Here is an 18,363-nt window from a genome sequence, read left to right as displayed (position 1 = left end):
CGGCGCCGGCGGCGGCTCGGGGCACCGTGCTCGGGGCGTGGGCGCCGGAGACCGGGGCGGGGGACGTACCGGGCATCAGGGGGGCGAGGCCGGACACGGCGGACGGCGGGCCGATCCGGCTGCCGCCCGGCCCGTGGAGCCGTCCGGACGACGCGGCCCCGCCGCCGGTCGGCCTTCCCCGTCCTCCCGCAAGCCGCCGAGCGCGGCCGGGCGACGGCGGTACGGGGCCCGGATCGGGCGGCCCTGTGGTCCCGTCGGGGCCCTGCCCCGGCCCGTTCGGCCGCCCGGCGGCCGGCTCTGCGGCGGTCGGCGGCACCGCCCGTTCCCGGTGCGGGGCGCGGCGGTGGCCCTTTCCGGTGCGGGCCGCGCGGCACGCCGGGACCAGTGGCCCCGGCAACCGCCCGGATGGCCCTACCCCCGTACGACCGGGGCAGCCGAAGGTGGTGGTACGTCGACCGACTCCCCCGGAGGAACACATGTCCGAAACGCTCGCGCCCGCGGCACTGTCCGAGGACGAGCTGCAGGCTCTGGACGCCCATTGGCGGGCCGCGAACTATCTCGCGGTGGGTCAGATCTATCTGATGGGCAATCCGCTGCTGACCGAGCCGCTGCGTCCCGAACACGTCAAACCGCGGCTGCTCGGACACTGGGGCACCTCGCCGGGGCTGAACCTCGTCCACACCCATCTCAACCGGGTGATCAAGGCGCGCGACCTGGACGCCATCTGCGTCTGGGGTCCCGGCCACGGCGGGCCGGCCGTGCTGGCCAACTCCTGGCTGGACGGCACCTACACGCAGACCTATCCGGACATCACCCGCGACGCCGCGGGCATGGGGGCCCTGTTCAAGCAGTTCTCGTTCCCGGGGGGCGTACCGAGCCATGTGGCGCCGGAGACCCCGGGGTCCATTCACGAGGGCGGTGAGCTGGGGTACTCGCTATCGCACGCCTATGGTGCCGCGCTGGACAACCCCGAGCTGGTCGTGGTCTGCGTGATCGGTGACGGGGAGGCGGAGACCGGGCCGCTGGCGACCTCCTGGCACGGTAACAAGTTCCTCGATCCGGTGCACGACGGCGCCGTGCTGCCGGTGCTGCACCTCAACGGGTACAAGATCGCCAACCCCGCCGTCCTGGCCCGCCTCCCCGAGGAGGAGCTGGACGAGCTGCTGCGCGGCTATGGGCACGACCCGATCCATGTCACCGGGCACGACCCGCTGACCGTGCACCGGGAGATGGCCGCCGCGATGGACACCGCCCTGGACCGTATCGCGGCCCACCAGGAGGCGGCCCGCGAGCAGGGCGCGACGGAGCGGCCCCGCTGGCCGATGATCGTCCTGCGTACGCCCAAGGGCTGGACCGGGCCCGCCGTGGTGGACGGTCTGCCGGTGGAGAACACCTGGCGCGCCCACCAGGTCCCGCTGTCGGAGGTGCGTACGAATCCGGCGCACCTGCGTCAGCTGGAGGAGTGGATGCGGTCCTACCGCGTCGACGAGCTCTTCGACGAGCGGGGACGGCCGCGCCCGCAGGTCCTGGCCTGCGTCCCGGAAGGGGACCGGCGGCCCGGTGCCAATCCGCACGCCAACGGCGGGCTGCTCCTGCGCGAGCTGCCCATCGCGGAGCTGGAGCGCTTCGCGGTACCGGTCGACAAGCCCGGGGCGACCCTGCACGAGCCCACCCGCGTCCTCGGGAAGCTGCTCGAACAGCTGATGGCCGACACCGCCGAGCGGCGCGACTTCCGCCTCGTCGGCCCGGACGAGACCGCCTCCAACCGCCTGGAGGCGGTGTACTCCGCGACCGGCAAGGCGTGGCAGGCGCAGACCCTGGAGGTGGACGAGAACCTCGACCCGCACGGCCGGGTGATGGAGATCCTCTCCGAACACACCTGCCAGGGCTGGCTGGAGGGCTATCTGCTGACCGGCCGGCACGGCCTGTTCTCGTGCTACGAGGCCTTCGTGCACATCGTCGACTCGATGGTCAACCAGCACATCAAGTGGCTGCGCACCACGCGTACGCTGGCCTGGCGCCGCCCCATCGCGTCCCTGAACTACCTGCTCACCTCGCATGTGTGGCGCCAGGACCACAACGGCTTCTCCCACCAGGACCCGGGGTTCATCGACCACGTGCTCAACAAGTCGCCCGAGGTGGTGCGGGTCTACCTGCCGCCGGACACCAACACGCTGCTGTCGGTGGCCGAGCACGTGCTGCAGTCCAGGAACTACGTGAACGTGGTGGTGGCGGGCAAGCAGCCCTGCTTCGACTGGCTGGGCATGGACGCGGCCCGTTCGCACTGCGCGCGGGGCGCCGGGATCTGGGAGTGGGCCGGCACCGGGTCGGAGCACGCCGAGCCCGATGTCGTCCTCGCCTGCGCCGGGGACGTTCCCACCCTGGAGGTGCTGGCCGCCGCCAAGCTCCTCCGGCAGTACCTCCCCGAGCTGTCCGTACGGGTGGTGAACGTCGTCGACCTCGCCCGCCTGCTGCCCAAAGAGGAGCATCCGCACGGCATGTCGGAGGCGGACTACGACGCGCTGTTCACGCCGGACCGGCCGGTGATCTTCGCCTACCACGGCTATCCCTGGCTCATCCACCGCCTGGCCTACCGGCGCGCCGGCCACGCCCAACTGCATGTCCGCGGTTACAAGGAGATCGGGACCACCACCACGCCCTTCGACATGGTGGTGCGCAACGACCTGGACCGCTACCGGCTGGTGATGGACGTCATCGACCGGGTACCGGGGCTGGCGGTCCGGGCCGCTCCGGTACGGCAGGCGATGGAGGACATCCGGCTGCGGCACCACGCCTGGATCCGCGAGTACGGCACGGACCTGCCGGAGGTCGCCGACTGGAGCTGGGAGGGCTGACCGCGCCGGCGGTGTGCGCGGCGACGTAGACGGCGGTGGCGGAGGCTGCGACGGTGTCCAGCAGCGCTGTTCCGATCGCGCCGCCCACCTGCTGCGAGGTGTTGACCATCGCCGAGGCGACGCCCGCGTCACGCGGCTGGATGCCGTGGGCGGCCAGCGACATGGCCGGCATGAACGCCGTGCCCATCCCGAGGCCCGGCAGGACCAGGCCCGGCAGGATGACGCCGGCGCAGGAGGAGCCCACGCCCAGCCGGGTCAGCAGCAGCATGGCGACGGCGACGGCGGCGAAGCCGGGCCCCATCAGCAGCCGCGCCGGTACCCGGGTGACCAGCCTGGTGCCGATCTGCGTCGAACCCACCACGAAGGCGGTGACCATGGGCAGGAACGCGAAGGCGTTCCTGATCGCGGAGTATCCCTGGACCACCTGCAGGTAGTAGGTGAGGAAGAGGACGCCGAACAGTCCGATGACGGCGAGGCCGAGCGAGAGGTAGACGCCGCCCCGGTTGCGTTCGGTGATCACCCGCAGGGGCAGCAGCGGCGCCTTGACCTTGGACTCGACCAGTCCGAAGGCGGCCAGCAGCAGGGCGGCGGCGGACCAGCCGCCGGTCTCCGCGCGGGTGAAGCCGTAGACCAGCGAGACCAGGCCCAGCGTGGAGAGCACGACGCCGGGGATGTCCACCGGGGAGCGGTTGCGTCCGCCGGCGGGCCCGCGGATCACGAAGTACGCGCCGAGGGCGGCGACGATCGCGAAGGGGACGCTGACGAAGAAGGTTTAGCGCTAGTTGAGGTACTCGGTGAGGACTCCGCCGAGCAGCAGGCCGACCGCGCCGCCGCCGGCGATCGCGCCGAAGATGCCGAAGGCCTTGGCCCGTTCCCTGGCCTCGGTGAACGTGACCGCGAGCAGGGACAGGGCTGCCGGTGCGAGCAGCGCGCCGAAGACGCCCTGCGCGGCGCGGGAGCCGAGCCGCATCGCCTGGTTGCCGGCCGCTCCTCCGATCGCGGACGCGAGGGCGAACCCGCCCTCCGACGACGCAGGTGCGCTTGCGGCCCCACAGGTCCGCGATCCGGCCGCCGAAGAGCAGCAGACCGCCGAAGGCCAGTGCGTAGGCGGTGCTGACCCATTGCCTGTTGGCGTCGGAGATACCGAGGTCGTGCTGCGCGCTCGGCAGCGCGATGTCCACGATCGTGGAATCGGGTACGACCATCAGCTGGGCCAGTGAGATGAACACCAGCGCCTTCCAGCGCCGTGGGTCGGGAAGCCGGTTGTCGACCGTTTGGGACACGGGGCTATCCACCTGGGGGTGTGGAAAGAAAAACGTGCGAAAGGCACGTGATGTCGTGGTGGCGCCGTGGGACTTACGGCGTCATGGGGCAGTCGTGGGATCCGGGTCGCGGACAATGCGCGGGCCCCGGTCCTGGCGCGGTTTTCCCGGCTTCGTCGCCTGACCGTTCGCCGGAGGGGGAGCGGGTCGCCGGAGCCCGCCGAGGAACGGCCGGAGGCGCCGGCGGGCGAGGTCGTCGCCGTCCGGGCGGTCGAGGCCGGGCAGTGGGCGGGTGAGCTGCGACAGGCCGACGATCAGGTCGCGCACGGTCACGTCGTCGCGCAGCCGGCCGGCCCGGCGGGCCTTGTCCATGAGGCGTTCCACGGCACTCTTCAGCCGCTCACGCCGGGGGTTCACATCGAGGGAGTGGTGGTCGGCGGTGCCGACCAGGATCCCGCACAGGGCGCCGATCCGCTCGTCGGCGGCGGCGTGGGCGAACCGGCACAGCGCCGTGAAGGGGTCGGCCTCCTCGGCAGCGGCGGCCTGCGCGTGGTCCGCGGTGCGGACCACGACGTACGGCAACACGTCGTGGATGAGGGCGCGCCGGTCGGCGAAGTGCCGGTAGAGCGTGGCGTTGCCTGTTCCGGCCCGCCGGGCGATTTCGTCGAGCGGGGCCTTTGACCCGTGCTCCACGAAAGCCTCGCGGGCCGCCACGACGGTCCGTTCCCGGTTCGGCAGGGCGTCCGACCGTGTCCGGGAACCGCTGCGTGTACGTGTTTCCGCGCATTCCGCGTCTTCTGCGACGGTGGTCACGACAGACCCCTCCTTTCATCGCCCGGGAATACGGTGCTCATGCGCGGACACAACCGGGGACCGCGTCCCCGGTTTTCCGTCACGTGGGTGCGTACGGGGATGCCGTCCCCGGTCATTTCATCCGGTGAGCGCGACCTGCGCCACAGGGCCGCGATCGGCGGGGGGCCGCCGCCGGGAAAAGGAGCGACCCGCCGGTTGTCCGGCGGGTCGCGGGCGGGGCGGTGCGGTGCGGTGCGAGTGAAGCGGGGACAGGGCACGGGCCGGCGGGCCTACATGTTGATCATGTGACCGGCGAGGCCGTGGACGGCTTCCTTGACCGCCTCGCCCAAGGTGGGGTGGGCGTGGACGTTGCGGGCGACCTCGTGGACGGTCAGGTCCCACTGCTGGGCGAGGGTCAGCTCGGGAAGCAGTTCGGTGACCTCGGTGCCGATGAGGTGGGCGCCGAGGAGTTCGCCGTGCCGGCCGTCGCTGATGATCTTGACGAAGCCGCCCGGCTCGCCCAGGCCCTGGGCCTTGCCGTTCGCGGTGAAGGGGAACTTCTGCACCCGGACGTCGAAGCCCTGCTGCCGGGCCTGCGCCTCGGTCCAGCCGAAGCTGGCGATCTGCGGCCGGCAGTAGGTGGCCCGCGGGATCATCACGTAGTCCAGCTCCATCGTCTCGGCGTCGGCGATGGTCTCGGCGGCGACGACGCCCATCGACTCGGCGGCGTGCGCGAGCATCAGCTTCGCGGTCACGTCGCCGATGGCGAAGATGTGCGGGACGTTGGTACGGCAGCGGCCGTCCACGGCGATCGCGCCCCGGTCGGTGAGCAGGACGCCGGTGTTCTCCAGACCGTAGCCGGTCACGCGCGGCTGGAAGCCGATCGCCTGGAGCACCTTGTCGGCCTCCAGGGTCTGCTGCTGGCCGCCGGTGGAGACGTGGACGCGTACCTTCTCCCCGGAGTCGTCGATCGACTCCACCCGGGTCGAGGTGAGGACGTTGACGCCGAGCCGGCGGTAGGCCTTGGCGAGCTCGGCCGAGACCTCCTCGTCCTCCAGCGGCACCAGGCGGTCCAGGAACTCCACCAGCGTCACCCGTACCCCGTAGTTGTGCAGGACGTAGGCGAACTCCACGCCGATGGCGCCGGCGCCGGCGATGACGATGCTGCCGGGAAGCTCGTCGCTGAGGATCTGCTCCTCGTAGGTGACGACCCGGTCGCTGAGCGAGGTGCCCGGCAGCAGCCTGGTGGTGGCGCCGGTGGCGATGACGCAGTGGTCGAAGGTGACGGTCTCCTGCGTCCCGTCGGCCGCCCGGACCGAGAGCGTGCGGGCGTCGGTGAAGGTTGCGGCGCCGTTGTACTCGGTGATCGCGTTCTTCTTCATCAGGTAGTGCACGCCCCGCACCCGGCCGTCGGCCACCCGGCGGCTGCGCGCGTAGGCCTCGCGGTAGTCGAAGCTCACCGTGCCGTCGACCCGGATGCCGAAGGTCTTCGCCTCGCGCTGGAAGATGTCGGCCAGCTCGGCGTTGCGCAGCAGGGCCTTGGACGGGATGCAGCCGACGTTGAGGCAGACCCCGCCCCAGTAGCGCTCCTCGACCACGGCGACCGACAGGCCCAGTTGCGCGCTGCGCACCGCGGCCGTGTAGCCGCCGGGGCCGGCACCAAGGACGACGACATCGAAATGTGCGCTCATATCCGGATCACACCCTCCTGGTCCTGCCCGACAGTCGTCCCGGGAAAGTTCAACAGGCGAGGTCCCCCGCCTGTTCCGCGGGCCAAGCGAACCACAGGTCGAAGGCCGCTCCGCGGCAGCGACACCCGGCGCGGTCGCGGGAGCGCCCCTCCCGGCCCCGGCCCGGTCGGCGGCGGCCGGCGGCCGGCCGGCGGCGCGGGTCGCGGGGGCGGGCGACCGTCCGGCCAACTTGCGGGGCGCCCGGCCGGTGGCCGGTATCTGCGGCTGGAACGTCCTGATCCTCGGCCTACCGACAAGGTGACCATGCGACGATTACGTAACACCGGTGGCGACGAGGCGAGTTCGACCACCGCCGCCGGCTACTCCACCTTCGTCAACCATGTGCAGCAGATCGTCGCCGCGCACGGCAAGGCGGTGGTCGGCTGGCACGACGTCACCCGCGCCACGCCGCTGGCGTCCACCGTCGCGCAGTTCTGGGGCACGGGGACCTCGGACTCGGATGTGGCGGACGCCGCCGCGCACGGCACGAAGGTCATCATGTCCCCCGTCAACCGGGCGTACCTGGACATGAAGTACACCTCGTCGACGGCGCTGGGGCAGAACTGGGCAGGGCTGATCGACGTCAACAAGGCGTACGACTGGAACCCCGGCGCGTATCTGAGCGGAGTGGGCGAGTCGTCGGTGCTCGGCGTCGAGGGCCCGCTGTGGACCGAGACGATCGTGACCTCGGCCAACATCGACTACACGGCCTTCCCGCGGCTGCCGGCGCTGGCCGGGCTCGGCTGGTCGCCGCAGAGCACGCACGGGTGGCCGCGTTCGGCCAGCGGCTGGGCGCGCAGGGCCCGCGCTGGAAGGCGATGGGCGTCGCCTACTGCCACTCGACGCAGGCGACCTGGCCGAGCGGCTCGTGACCCGGCGCTGAGGGCGCGCGGGAGACGCGCGCGGGCGGGCCGGTCCCGCCGCCCCGCCGATGCCTCCGTCCGGTCCGCCGGACGGAGGCATCGCCCGTCGCTTTGGCATCAGTTGACCCGGTGTTAACACTCCGGGGTACGAAGGAGTCATCGGAGGGTTCACCATTCCGGAGCGCGGACACAACGGAGAACGGCAGCGGCACGGAGAGGAGCCTCATTCATGGCATGGGACGACGGCACATCCGCGGTGGCGGTCGATCCGCCCGGGACGCAGCACCGGCTCGCGGGCGGCGCTCTGGGCCTGCCCGGTGTCATCTTCTGCATCGTCACGGGCGCGGCGCCCATGACCGCGATGCTCTTCAACGTACCGGTGGCCGTCATGGGGTCCGGGTACGGGGCACCGGCCGCGTTCTTACTGGCCACGGTGGCGCTGACGGTGTTCTCGGTCGGCTACATCGCGATGAGCCGGCGGGTGACGTCGGCCGGCGGTTTCTACACGTTCGTGACGCGCGGCCTGGGCCGGATCCCCGGCGTCGGCTCCGGGGTGCTGATCGCCCTGTGCTACATGCTCTTCTCCGCCTCGGTGCTCGGTGTGATGGGCTATTTCGCCGCCACCGGCATCGAGTCGTGGACCGGGGCGGACATACCCGCCTGGGTGTACATGATCGCCGCACTGGCCGCCATGACGGTTCTGGCCTGGTTCCACATCGAGCTGACCACCAGGATCCTCGGAGTCTCGCTGGTCCTTGAGGTCCTCGCCCTGGTGATCCTGTCGGTGGGGGTCCTCGTGCACGGCGGCGCGCACGGGCTGTCGGCCAGGCCGGTCAACCCCGCCGAGGTGTTCGGCAACGACGGCGCGGCGCATGTCTTCGGCAGCGGCGCCGCCGGTGTGGCGCTGTTCGCCGCCTTCTGGTCCTGGGTCGGCTTCGAGATGGCGCCGAACTACGCCGAGGAGTCACGCGATCCGCACCGTATCGCCAGGGCGGCCACGTACGGGTCGGTGATCGGACTCGGCCTGCTGTACATGCTCGTCTCGTACGCGTTCGTCTCCGGCTGGGGGCTGACCGGGTCCGCGCAGGCGGTGAAGGACCAGTTCACCGGGCGGTACGACTCGGCGTTCTACCCGCTGGCGGAGACCTTCGTCGGCCACTGGCTGCTGGTCATGATGCAGGTCCTGGCCATCGTCAGCCCCTTCGCGTGCGCCATGGCGTTCTACAACACCGGCGCCCGCTACCTGTTCTCACTGGCCCGCGAGGGGGTCGCGCCCGCGGCGCTGGCGCGCACCTCCCGGCACCACTCCCCCGCCGCGGCGTCGATGACGGTCACGGTGCTGGTCGGACTGCTGGTGCTGGGCTTCACCCTGCATGACAGCAGCACGGAGGGGTCGCTGCTCGAACTCGGCACCTGGGCGCCGCTGATGGGTGTGCTCGGCATCCTCGGGGTGCAGGGGCTGACGTCCTTCGCCATCATCCGGTATTTCCTGACCACCGCCCGGGACGGCTTCCACTGGTTCACCACGCTGGTGGCGCCGCTGGTCGGCGCGGGGGCCATGGCCGGTGCCTGCTGGCTGCTCGTCAAGAACCGCGCGGTGCTCGCCGGCGACGGTGATGTGCCGTTCATCAGGTATCTGCCCGAGGCGGTCGTCGTGATGTTCGCGCTCGGGGTGGCCGTCGCGCTGTGGATGCGCGCCAGGCGGCCGGTGCACTACGAGCTCCTCGGCCATTTCGACCTCACCGATCCGGCCGGCGCCGGGCAGCCGGTGGCCGAGCCGTCCTCGACCGGCCTCGGCTGAACGGGGTCCGCGCCGCGGGCGGGCCCGCCGCCCGCCTGCGGCGGGGCCGGACGCACGGGGGCCGGGACCGGCGGGTCATCGCCCGCGGGGCTCGGTGCCCGTGGCGGTGAGCTCGCCGGCGGCGAGTCTCCGCTCCAGGCGGAGCCCCTCGATGTCGGGGTCGGGGATGTGCCGGTCGAACCACTGCGGGTGGTACCAGACCTTCGACCGGATGATCGCCAGGACCGCCGGTACCAGGGTGAGCCGTACCACGAAGGCGTCGAGGAAGACGCCGGCGGCGAAGCTGAAGCCGATCGCCTTGATGGTCGGGTCGTCGGTGAACATGAAGGCCACGAAGATGAAGAACATGATCAGCGCCGCCGCGGTGACCACCCGGGCGGACAGCCCGGTGCCGCGTTCGACGGCGCGGCGGGCGTCGCCGTTCTTGGTGAACTCCTCCTTGATCCGGGACACGACGAACACCTCATAGTCGCTGGAGAGCCCGAAGATGATCGCCAGCATGATGATCGGCAGGAAGCTGATCGTCTCCGACGGGGTGATCCCGAAAACGTGTTCGCCCCAGCCCCACTGGAAGACCGCCACCTGGGCGCCGAGGGCCGCGGCCATCGAGAACAGGAAGCCCAGGATCGACTTCACGGGCACCAGGACGGTCCGGAAGGCGAACGTCAGCAGGATGAAGGCCAGGCTGACCACGGTGATCAGGAAGATTGGCAGGGCGCCGGACAGCTTGGACGAGACGTCGATGTTGGACGCCGTGGTGCCGCCGACCAGGATGTGCGTCCCGGTCCGTCCTTCGAGCGCGGCCCGGTCGTCGCGCAGGGTGTGGACGAGGTCGGCGGTGGCCGAGTCGTTCGGCCCGGAACCGGGGATCAGCCGGACCAGCGAGACGCCGTTCTGCCCGGCCAGCGGGGTCGCTTTGACGACGTCGGGCACCTTGGCCAGCGCCCGGGCGACCTGCAGGGTGTCCGAGGGGCTCTTCACGTCCTGGGTGACGATCAGCAGCGCGCCGTTGAAGCCGGCGCCGAAGCCCTCGGTGGTGAGGTCGTACGCCTTGCGCTGGGTGTTGCTTTTGGACTGCGAGGCGCCGCTGGGCAGGCCGAGCCGGATGTCCAGGGCCGGGACGGCGAGGACGCCGAGCAGGGCGACGCCGCCGACGAGGACGAGCACCCGGTTGTGTACGACGAACCGGGCCCACCTGGCACCGACGGGGCTGTCCGGGTCGGCGGCGGAGCGGCGGGCGACCCGCTCGGCGCGGGCGCCGAGCAGCGGCAGCCGGGTGAACCTGGCGACCTTGGGGCCCGCGAAGCCCATCATCGCCGGCAGCAGGGTGAGGGCGATCAGCAGCGCGACGGTGACGGACGCCGCGGCGGCCAGCCCCATCACGGTCAGGAACGGGATACCGACGACGGTCAGCCCGCACAGTGCGATGACCACGGTGAGGGCGGCGAAGACGACGGAGCTTCCGGCGGTGCCCATGGCCAGCGGCACGGACTCCTCGGGTGTCATGCCGTTGAGCAGGTTGGTCCGGTGTCTGGACAGGATGAACAGGCCGTAGTCGATGCCGCAGGACAGGCCGAGCATCAGAGCGACGGTGGTCGAGGCGGAGGCGATCGTCAGCACCGAGGCGACGGCGGTGACACCCATCAAGGTGGTGACGACGCCGACGACGGCTCCCAGGATCGGCATGCCCGCGGCGGCCAGGGCGCCGAAGGTGACCATCAGGATGGCGAACGCGATGATCAGGCCGATCAGCTCGGGCGCCTCGGAGATCTCCTGGCGCCAGCCGGGGTAGACGCTGCCGTTGTACTCGACCCGCACGCCCAGGGCCCGCACCGGCTTGACCGCGTCCTTGACGGCGTCGAGGTGCGCGTCCTTGACATCGGGCGGCTTCGCCGACCACTGCACCTGCCCGAGCGCGATCTCGCCGTTGTCCGAGACGAGTCGGCCGGTGAAGGGGTCCACGACGTTGGAGACCTGCGGTACCGACCTGATCGCGGCCATCGCCGACTCGATCGCCGGCCTGTCGGCCGGACCGGTGAGCTTCGCTCCGCCGTGGGCGGCGGCGAAGACGATGGTGCTCTGGCCGCCGCCGAAGGCCGGCAGCTTGGCGGAGAGAACGTCCGAGGCCCGCTGGGCCTCGGTGCCCGGGATCGTGAAGTTGTCGTTGGTCTTGCCGCCGCTCGCCTGGGCGACGGCGATGGCCGCGACGGCGGCGGCCAGCCACAGCACCAGGACCAGTCGGCGCCGCCGGAACGAGAACCGGGCGAGTCGGTACAGATAACTGGACATGGACAGTTTTCCCCCCAGCGGGGTGCGGGTATCGAACTCCGACGCCGACGCTAGGCAGTCGCTAGCCGCACGTCAAGCGAATCGCTAGCCAACGTAAGGTGAGTCGCCTGCCGCTCGGCAGGTGAATGACTTGCCGTACAGCCGGTGACTCACTTGCCGTCAGCTTGTATGCTGCGGTGCGGTCCCCAAACGAGGAGCGCACCGATGCCGACGCCCGCGAAGGGCATGTCCACCCGCGCGGCGCAGGCCGAGCAGACCAGGCAGCAGATCCTGGAGACTGCCCAGCGGCTGTTCGTCGACCGCGGCTACGACGCCACCTCGCTCCAGATGATCGCCGACGAGATGGGGCTGACCAAGGCCGCCGTCTACTACCACTTCCGGGCCAAGGCCGACATCCTGCACGCGGCGATGCTGCCCGGTATCCGGCGGGTCGAGGGGCTGCTGGACGAGGCGGCCGCGATGCGCGGCCGACGGGCCCGGATGGAGCACGTGGTGACCGGTCTCGTCGACTTCCTCGTCGCCAACCGCCACTACGCGGTGATGGCGGCCAACGACCCGGCCGCCCGACGCGACCGGTCCGACAAGGAGTGGGAGACACGGCGCGTCCGCGGCCTGACCCTGTTCTTCGGCGAGCACCCGACCGGTGCCGAGCGGCTTTCGTTCAACGCGGTGTTCGCCGTGCCGGAGAGCCTGCCCGATCTGGTCGACCTGTCCGACGGGGAACTACGTGACGCGCTGCTGTCGACGATGCTGCGGATCCTGCGGGTCCCGCCCCGGCCCAAGGCGTAGTTCTCCGCGGTGACGTACTCGTCGTCGAGCTGGGCGCGGGGCGCGCGAACCTGCGATCGGTCTCTGGTCAAGTCCCGGGACCGCATGCGTCCGGTTGCGCCCGTTGACCCCCTTTCAGCCCGTCGGAGGCCGATACGGCGGGTCCCGGACGGGTCGATGCCTCGGATGTACGCTTGTCCGCTGTGGTGACAAATGGGACACCGGCCGTGGTTCCGGCTCCGCCTCCTGGGAGAATGGACCCCGCCCGGCGGCCTCCCCCGCCGCTTCCCGACACTTGGAGACCGCGATGGCACGTGTGCTCATCACCGGCTCGTCCGACGGCCTCGGACTGATGGCCGCGGAACTTCTCGCCGCCGACGGACACGCCGTCACCCTGCACGCGCGCAACGAACGGCGTGCGGCCGAGGCCCGTGCGTCACTGCCCGGGGCGCAGGCCGTCGTCGTCGGCGACCTGTCCGGCATCGCGGCGATGCGCGACGTCGCCGAGCAGGCCAACGCGCTGGGTCCGTACGACGCAGTCATCCACAACGTGGGAATCGGATACCGCGAGCCGCGCAGGGTGGAGACGGTCGACGGACTCGCCCACGTGTTCGCCGTCAACGTGCTGGCGCCCTACCTGCTCACCGCCCTGATCACCCCGCCGCGGCGGCTGGTCTACCTCAGTTCCGGTATGCACCAGGGCGGCGACCCGGACCTGCGGGACCCGCAGTGGACGCAGCGGCGGTGGAACGGATCGCAGGCGTACTCCGACAGCAAGCTCTTCGACACCGTGCTGGCGTTCGCGGTGGCGCGCAGGTGGCCGGCCGTGGCCTCCAACGCCGTGGAGCCCGGCTGGGTCCCGACGAAGATGGGCGGCAAGGGGGCGCCGGACGACCTTTCGCTGGCACCGGTGACCCAGGTGTGGCTGGCCGTCGGCGACGACCCGCAGGCGCTGGGCAGCGGCGGCTACTTCTACCACCGGCGTGCGCGCGGCACCCACTGGGCCGCGCAGTCGGCCGAGGTCCAGGACGAGCTGCTGGACTACTGCGCGGATCTGACCGGAACCCGCCTGCCTACGCCCGGCCGGTGAGCACCGCGCCCGGCTCCGCGCGCCGGTCCTGCCGGCCCGGGAGCTGTACCGCGGCCGCCCCGATCCCCGGCGGCAGCAGTTCGGGCCGGCGCACGGAGGCCGAGGCGCCCGCTCCCGCGTACGGAAGCAGAAGAGCCTGACCTGCGGCTCCCAGCGTGCCGCCCGCCTGACGAAGGGCGAGTCGAACGCGGAGGCCGTCACCGGCCATGATGGGCGGCCCGGTCGCGGGCGTCTGCTCAGCTGCGCGCGGTCCCCCGCCGCCGGGTGGGACCGGAGCGACACGCGGGGAGTCCGGATACGTCCCACGGGCGCCTTCACCGCCGCGATGCCGGAGCAGGCGCTGACCGCCGGGCAGGAGGCGCAGGCGGTGTTCCGGGCTCTGGTCGAGGCGCAGCCAGGCGTCACCGAGGGCGAGCCGGCGAACGAACTGGCCGGCACGGGCAACCTGCTGCGCCGGCTCGGGCCGGGCGGCCGAGGCGGTGGAGCCGGCCCGCGAGGCCGTCGCGCTGCGCCGGGCACCGGCCGGGAGCGGCCGCGGCCGGGAGCGGCGCGCCCTGGCCCGCTCGCTCGGCACGCTCGCCCTGTGCCTGCGCCAGGCGAGTGCCGGACCCTGGCCGCGGCCGAAGAGGCGCGGGCCGCGTTCGCGGGGGCGGCGGACTCCGACCCGCGCGCGGCGGGAGGGCCTGGCCGCCGCGAGGTCCGTCGCCGCCACCGGGCTGCTCGGTCTGGGCCGGCTTGAGGAGGCGTTCGCCGCAGGAAGCGGTCGCCGTCCTGCGCGCGCCCGAGCGCGGCGGCGGCGAGCGGACCGGTGCCGCCGCCGGTGACCCCGCGATCCTGGCCCTGGCCGTGAGGGTCGTCGGCCTCGTGCTGAGTGAGCTCGGACGTACCGAGAAGGCGATCACCGCCGCACGGGAGGCCGCCGACCTCACCCGTGCCCTGGTCGCGGCCGATCCGCAGAACGCGGCCGGGACCGCCCGGCTGGCCCTGTCCCCGCAGAACCTGGGGAAGTACCTGGGTGAGGTCGAGCGGTTCGGGGAGGCGGTGGCCGCCGGCGAGGAGGCCCTGGCCCTGCTGCGCTCGCTGTCCGCCGACCCCGGTCCTTCGAGCACCGTGAGCCACTGCACGGGGCTGTGCCTGGGCAACCTGAGCCTGCACCTGATCGGCCTCGGGCACCGGGACCGGGCCGTCGCCCGCGCCGGAGAAGCCGTGGCCGTCCACCGGGCGCTGGCCGATCCCGCCGCGGACAACCACACCCTCGGCCTGGCCGTGGGCCTGCGCAACCAGGCGTCGGCCTCACCGGGGCGGGCCGGGCCACCGAGGCGTAGCGGCGCTACGGGAGTCCCTGACGGTCTACGAGGAACTCGGCACGCGCGGATCCGACGTGTTGGTGCCCGAACGTCCGGCCGACGTCCGCTAACGGCTCGCCGCCGCGCAGGCGCGGCTCACCTGACCGGCGCCCACCCGCCGTCCCGCCGCCCGCCGTCCCGCCGCCCGGGTCGGGGAACGGGAAGCGGGGACCGCCGGTCCGGCCCGCGGGCAACGGGCCCACCGGTCCACCGGTCCACCGGCAGCGGCCTGGCAACCGCGGACCCGCCGCCGGCGGCGGCCCCGTGACCGACGGTGCCGCCGGGCCCCGTACGCTCGCTCCCACGCGCCTGTCCGTGCCCGTACCCCTACCCACCGTCCGCATCCGTCGTCCGGAGGACCGAGAGATGACGTCGTTTCCCGCTGTGGTGGCCACCGGCGAGGGTCCCGCCGAGCTGCGCGAGCTGACCGAGGCCGACCTTCCCCCCGACCCGGTGACGATCGAGGTCACCCACTCGTCGCTGAACTACAAGGACGGCCTGGCGGTGACGAACACCGCGCCGATCGTCCGCAGTTTCCCGATGGTCTGCGGCGCGGACCTGGCCGGCCGGGTCGTCGCCTCGCGGGATCCGGCGTGGCGGCCGGGCGACGAGGTACTGGTCACCGGCTGGGGCCTGTCGGAGACCCACCCCGGCGGATACACCCGGCTCCAGCGGGTCCGGCCGGAGTGGGTGGTACGCCGCCCCGAGACCCTGTCCGCAGAGCAGGCAATGGCCATCGGCACCGCCGGGCTCACCGCCATGCTGTGCGTGATGGCCCTGGAGCGGCACGGGCTGGTGCCGGGAGCGCCGGGCGGCGTGCTGGTCACCGGTGCGGCCGGCGGCGTCGGATCCCTCGCCGTGGCACTGCTGGCGGAGCTGGGCCACGAGGTCACCGCGGCGACCGGCCGGCCGGAGACCCGGGCGCATCTGGCGGACCTCGGCGCCGCCGGCTTCGTCGACCGGGCCGAACTCGCCGAGGGCGCCGGCAGGCCGCTGCAGAAGGAGCGGTGGTCGGCCGGGATCGACACCGTCGGCTCCACCACGCTGGCGTCGGCCTTGTCCAGGACCCGCTACGGCGGCGCCGTTGCGGCCTGCGGGCTGGCCGGCGGCAGCGACCTGCCCACCACCGTGCTGCCGTTCATCCTGCGCGGCGTCGCCCTGCTCGGGGTCGACTCCGTGCGCTGCCCGGCCGGCCCACGCGCCGAGGCGTGGCGGCGGCTGAGCACCGAGCTGCCACCGGACAAGCTCCGCTCGCTCACCAGGGTCGAGCCGATGAGCCGTATTCACGCCCTCGCCGAGGAGATCCTCGCCGGCCGCGTCCACGGGCGCGTCGTCATCGACACCCGGCGCTGAGACGCCTGTGCGCGGCGTCCTCCGGGAGGCCGCGCCGGTCCAGCGCCCCGAGCCGAACGCCGCGAGCCGCCGCCCCGCGCGCCGCTGGCGGCGCTCACCCGCGCCGTACCGGACCCGGGACTTGGTGGCGTGGTCCGCGTCCGCGCCGCGCCCGGCGCGCCAGAGCGGTCGCCTCCCCCCGCCGGGGCGGGGTCCGCCTCGGTCGGCGCGCGGTCGACGCCGGGCGGGAGAGGTAGGCACGCCTCGCGTTATCATCGTTCTCATGGACACGAGAACGCGGATTCTGCGGGCGGCGGCCGACCTGCTGTCGCGGTCGACGGACGCCGACGTGTCGACGCGGGCCGTGTGCGAGGCGGCCGGGGTGGGGGCGCCGATCCTGTACCGGCAGTTCGGGGACAAGGCGGGGCTGCTCTCCGCCGTCGTGGACTACGGCTTCGAGCAGTACCTCGCCCCCAAGCGCGCGGCGGTGCCCTCCGCCGACCCGGTCCAGGATCTGCGCAACGGGTGGGACCACCACGTGCGCTTCGCGGTGGAGAACCCCAACTACTACCGGCTGATGTACTCGCCGGGCCTGTCGGTGCCGCCGGAGGCCGCCGCGGAGGCGCAGCGGCTGCTGCGCGGGGTGGTGGAGCGGGTCGCCGCGGCCGGCCGGCTGCGGGTGGCGCCGGAGACGGCCACCCGGATGGTCATGTCGGCCAACTCCGGTGTGGCGCTGTCGCTGATAGCGCGGCCCGCGCTCTATCCCGATCCCGCGTTCTCCGACCGGGTCAGGGACGCGGTGATCGGGGCGGTCACCCTGACGCCCGATCCGGTGGCGGCGGCGACGGTGGCGACCACGGCCGCGATGCTCGGGTCCCAGCTGCGGGCCGCGCCGCCGGCCGCGCTGACCGCCGCCGAGACCGCACTGCTCCGCCAATGGCTGGACACACTGGCCGACTCCTGAGCCGCGCGACCGGACGCGGGCCGGGCGGGGGCACCTGACCGATGGCCGCCCGACCCGCGATCCCGAGGGGCTCTCAGCCGTCCGCGGGCGGCACGGTCGTCCGGGCGGCCGGCGTGCTCGGAGGCGGCGGGGGCCGGCGTCCTCCGGCGCGCGGGCCGCGCGGGCGCCGGGTCCGCGGAGGCACCGGTGGCGAGGACGGTTTTGCCGGTGCCATGCGCGGCAGCGCGCACGGCGGGCGTTCCCGCTACCGTCCCCGCCCGGACCGGCCGATCCCGGCGGCGACCCGCCCACCGGACCTCTGCCGAACTCCTGTCGGACCGTCAGATGATGCCGCCGTTGGCGCGTAGGACCTGGCCGTTGACCCAGTGCCCGGCCTCGGAGGCCAAAAAGGCCACCACTTCCGCGATGTCCTCCGGGGTGCCGAGGCGTTCGAGCGGCGGCTGGGCGGCGAGGTGAGCGATGGTGGCGTCGTCCTTGCCGTCCAGGAAGAGGTCGGTGGCGGTGGGGCCGGGGGCGACCGCGTTGACGTTGATGTTCCGGCCGCGCAGCTCACGGGCCAGGATCAGCGTCACGGCCTCGACCGCGCCCTTACTGGCGCTGTAGGCGGCGTAGCCGGGGAAGGCCAGGCCGACCACGGAGGTGGAGAAGGTGACCACCGAGCCGCCGTCGCGCAGCCGCCGGGCGGCCTGCTGGGCGACGACGAAGGTGCCGCGCACGTTGGTGCGCAGGATGCCGTCGAGGTCGGCGAGGTCGAGCTCGGCGACCGGCGCCAGCGCCATACGGCCGGCCGCGTGCACGACCGCGTCGACACCGCCGAAGCGCTGCTCGGCCAGGTCGAACACGGCGGCTACGGCGGTCTCGTCGGCGACATCCGCCCGGGCGGCGACGGCCTGGCCGCCGTTCCCGGTGATGGCGGCCACGACGGACTCGGCCGCGTCCTGGCCGCCGGCGTAGCCGACGACCACGGCGTAGCCGCGGGCGGCGAGCCGCTCGGCGGCCGCCCGGCCGATCCCCCGCGAGCCTCCGGTGACGACGGCGACCTTGGTGCTGGGCATGGCGACTCCTTCACAACATGGATGACCGCTTTCCGTAATCAACGATAACACTTATGCGATGACACCGCTACGCGACAGCCGCGGACCACCGCCGCGTCGCCGCGCGCGGCGGTGCGGAACCGGCGGCGCGGACCGGCGGGCCGGGACCGGTGACGACCGGTCCGGGTCCGGTCTGGCCCGGCCGGACCCGTCGCACCCCCGCCGTCACGCAGCCGG

12 protein-coding genes and 1 pseudogene are annotated in these 18,363 nt (G+C 72.8%); 8 read left to right on the top strand and 5 right to left on the bottom strand.

Annotated features, from left to right (window positions below; translation table 11 throughout):
- The first annotated feature begins 476 nt into the window (after positions 1–476).
- Entirely contained in the window at positions 477–2,855 is a 2,379-nt protein-coding gene (locus RLT57_RS30570; RefSeq protein WP_311300497.1) for a phosphoketolase family protein, read from the top strand.
- On the opposite strand, the pseudogene RLT57_RS30565 reads toward RLT57_RS30570, so the two are convergent.
- The 3 genes and pseudogenes from RLT57_RS30565 to lpdA all read right to left on the bottom strand — a co-directional run.
- Positions 2,848–4,138 (bottom strand): annotated as a pseudogene (locus RLT57_RS30565) (MFS transporter); the annotation flags it as partial. The gene RLT57_RS30570 and the pseudogene RLT57_RS30565 overlap by 8 nt on opposite strands.
- Positions 4,139–4,219: 81 nt before the next feature.
- Positions 4,220–4,930 carry a TetR/AcrR family transcriptional regulator gene (locus RLT57_RS30560; protein ID WP_311300496.1) on the bottom strand — a complete coding sequence of 237 codons (711 nt, stop codon included), beginning with the start codon at positions 4,928–4,930 and terminating at the stop codon, positions 4,220–4,222.
- A gap of 269 nt (positions 4,931–5,199) precedes the next feature.
- Positions 5,200–6,600 (bottom strand): dihydrolipoyl dehydrogenase, encoded by a 1,401-nt coding sequence (gene lpdA, locus RLT57_RS30555; RefSeq protein ID WP_311300495.1) that lies wholly within the window; start codon positions 6,598–6,600, stop codon positions 5,200–5,202.
- A 303-nt stretch (positions 6,601–6,903) separates the two neighbouring features.
- Here lpdA and RLT57_RS30550 point away from each other — a divergent pair, with 303 nt between their 5' ends.
- Positions 6,904–7,638 (top strand): family 20 glycosylhydrolase, encoded by a 735-nt coding sequence (locus RLT57_RS30550; RefSeq protein WP_311300494.1) that lies wholly within the window; start codon positions 6,904–6,906, stop codon positions 7,636–7,638.
- 93 nt (positions 7,639–7,731) lie between these two features.
- Complete coding sequence (locus tag RLT57_RS30545; RefSeq protein WP_311300493.1) at positions 7,732–9,303, top strand: APC family permease; 1,572 nt, start codon at positions 7,732–7,734, stop codon at positions 9,301–9,303.
- A gap of 75 nt (positions 9,304–9,378) precedes the next feature.
- Here RLT57_RS30545 and RLT57_RS30540 read toward each other — a convergent pair whose 3' ends face one another.
- Positions 9,379–11,592 (bottom strand): MMPL family transporter, encoded by a 2,214-nt coding sequence (locus RLT57_RS30540; protein ID WP_311300492.1) that lies wholly within the window; start codon positions 11,590–11,592, stop codon positions 9,379–9,381.
- A 204-nt stretch (positions 11,593–11,796) separates the two neighbouring features.
- Here RLT57_RS30540 and RLT57_RS30535 point away from each other — a divergent pair, with 204 nt between their 5' ends.
- The 5 genes from RLT57_RS30535 to RLT57_RS30515 all read left to right on the top strand — a co-directional run bounded on the left by RLT57_RS30535 (position 11,797) and on the right by RLT57_RS30515 (position 17,092).
- Complete coding sequence (locus RLT57_RS30535; RefSeq protein ID WP_311300491.1) at positions 11,797–12,381, top strand: TetR/AcrR family transcriptional regulator; 585 nt, start codon at positions 11,797–11,799, stop codon at positions 12,379–12,381.
- A gap of 286 nt (positions 12,382–12,667) precedes the next feature.
- A complete protein-coding gene (locus tag RLT57_RS30530) occupies positions 12,668–13,450 on the top strand; it encodes an SDR family NAD(P)-dependent oxidoreductase (protein ID WP_311300490.1) in 783 nt (260 codons plus the stop codon).
- 735 nt (positions 13,451–14,185) lie between these two features.
- Positions 14,186–15,064, top strand: coding sequence for a tetratricopeptide repeat protein (locus RLT57_RS30525; protein WP_311300489.1), 879 nt, complete (start codon positions 14,186–14,188; stop codon positions 15,062–15,064).
- A gap of 98 nt (positions 15,065–15,162) precedes the next feature.
- Complete coding sequence (locus RLT57_RS30520; RefSeq protein WP_311300488.1) at positions 15,163–16,149, top strand: MDR family oxidoreductase; 987 nt, start codon at positions 15,163–15,165, stop codon at positions 16,147–16,149.
- A gap of 262 nt (positions 16,150–16,411) precedes the next feature.
- Positions 16,412–17,092: a TetR/AcrR family transcriptional regulator gene (locus tag RLT57_RS30515; RefSeq protein ID WP_311300487.1), complete on the top strand. Its 681-nt coding sequence runs from the start codon at positions 16,412–16,414 to the stop codon at positions 17,090–17,092.
- A 320-nt stretch (positions 17,093–17,412) separates the two neighbouring features.
- Here the strand turns inward: RLT57_RS30515 and RLT57_RS30510 are convergent, their stop codons facing one another.
- Entirely contained in the window at positions 17,413–18,147 is a 735-nt protein-coding gene (locus RLT57_RS30510) for an SDR family oxidoreductase (protein ID WP_311300486.1), read from the bottom strand.
- Between the last annotated feature and the right edge of the window lie 216 nt (positions 18,148–18,363).

It is taken from the genome of Streptomyces sp. ITFR-21 (assembly GCF_031844685.1).
In the GTDB taxonomy this organism is placed as follows: Bacteria; Actinomycetota; Actinomycetes; order Streptomycetales; family Streptomycetaceae; genus Actinacidiphila.
The sequence above is the reverse complement of the archived record's forward strand: the minus strand, read 5'-3'. Positions and strand labels throughout refer to the sequence as shown.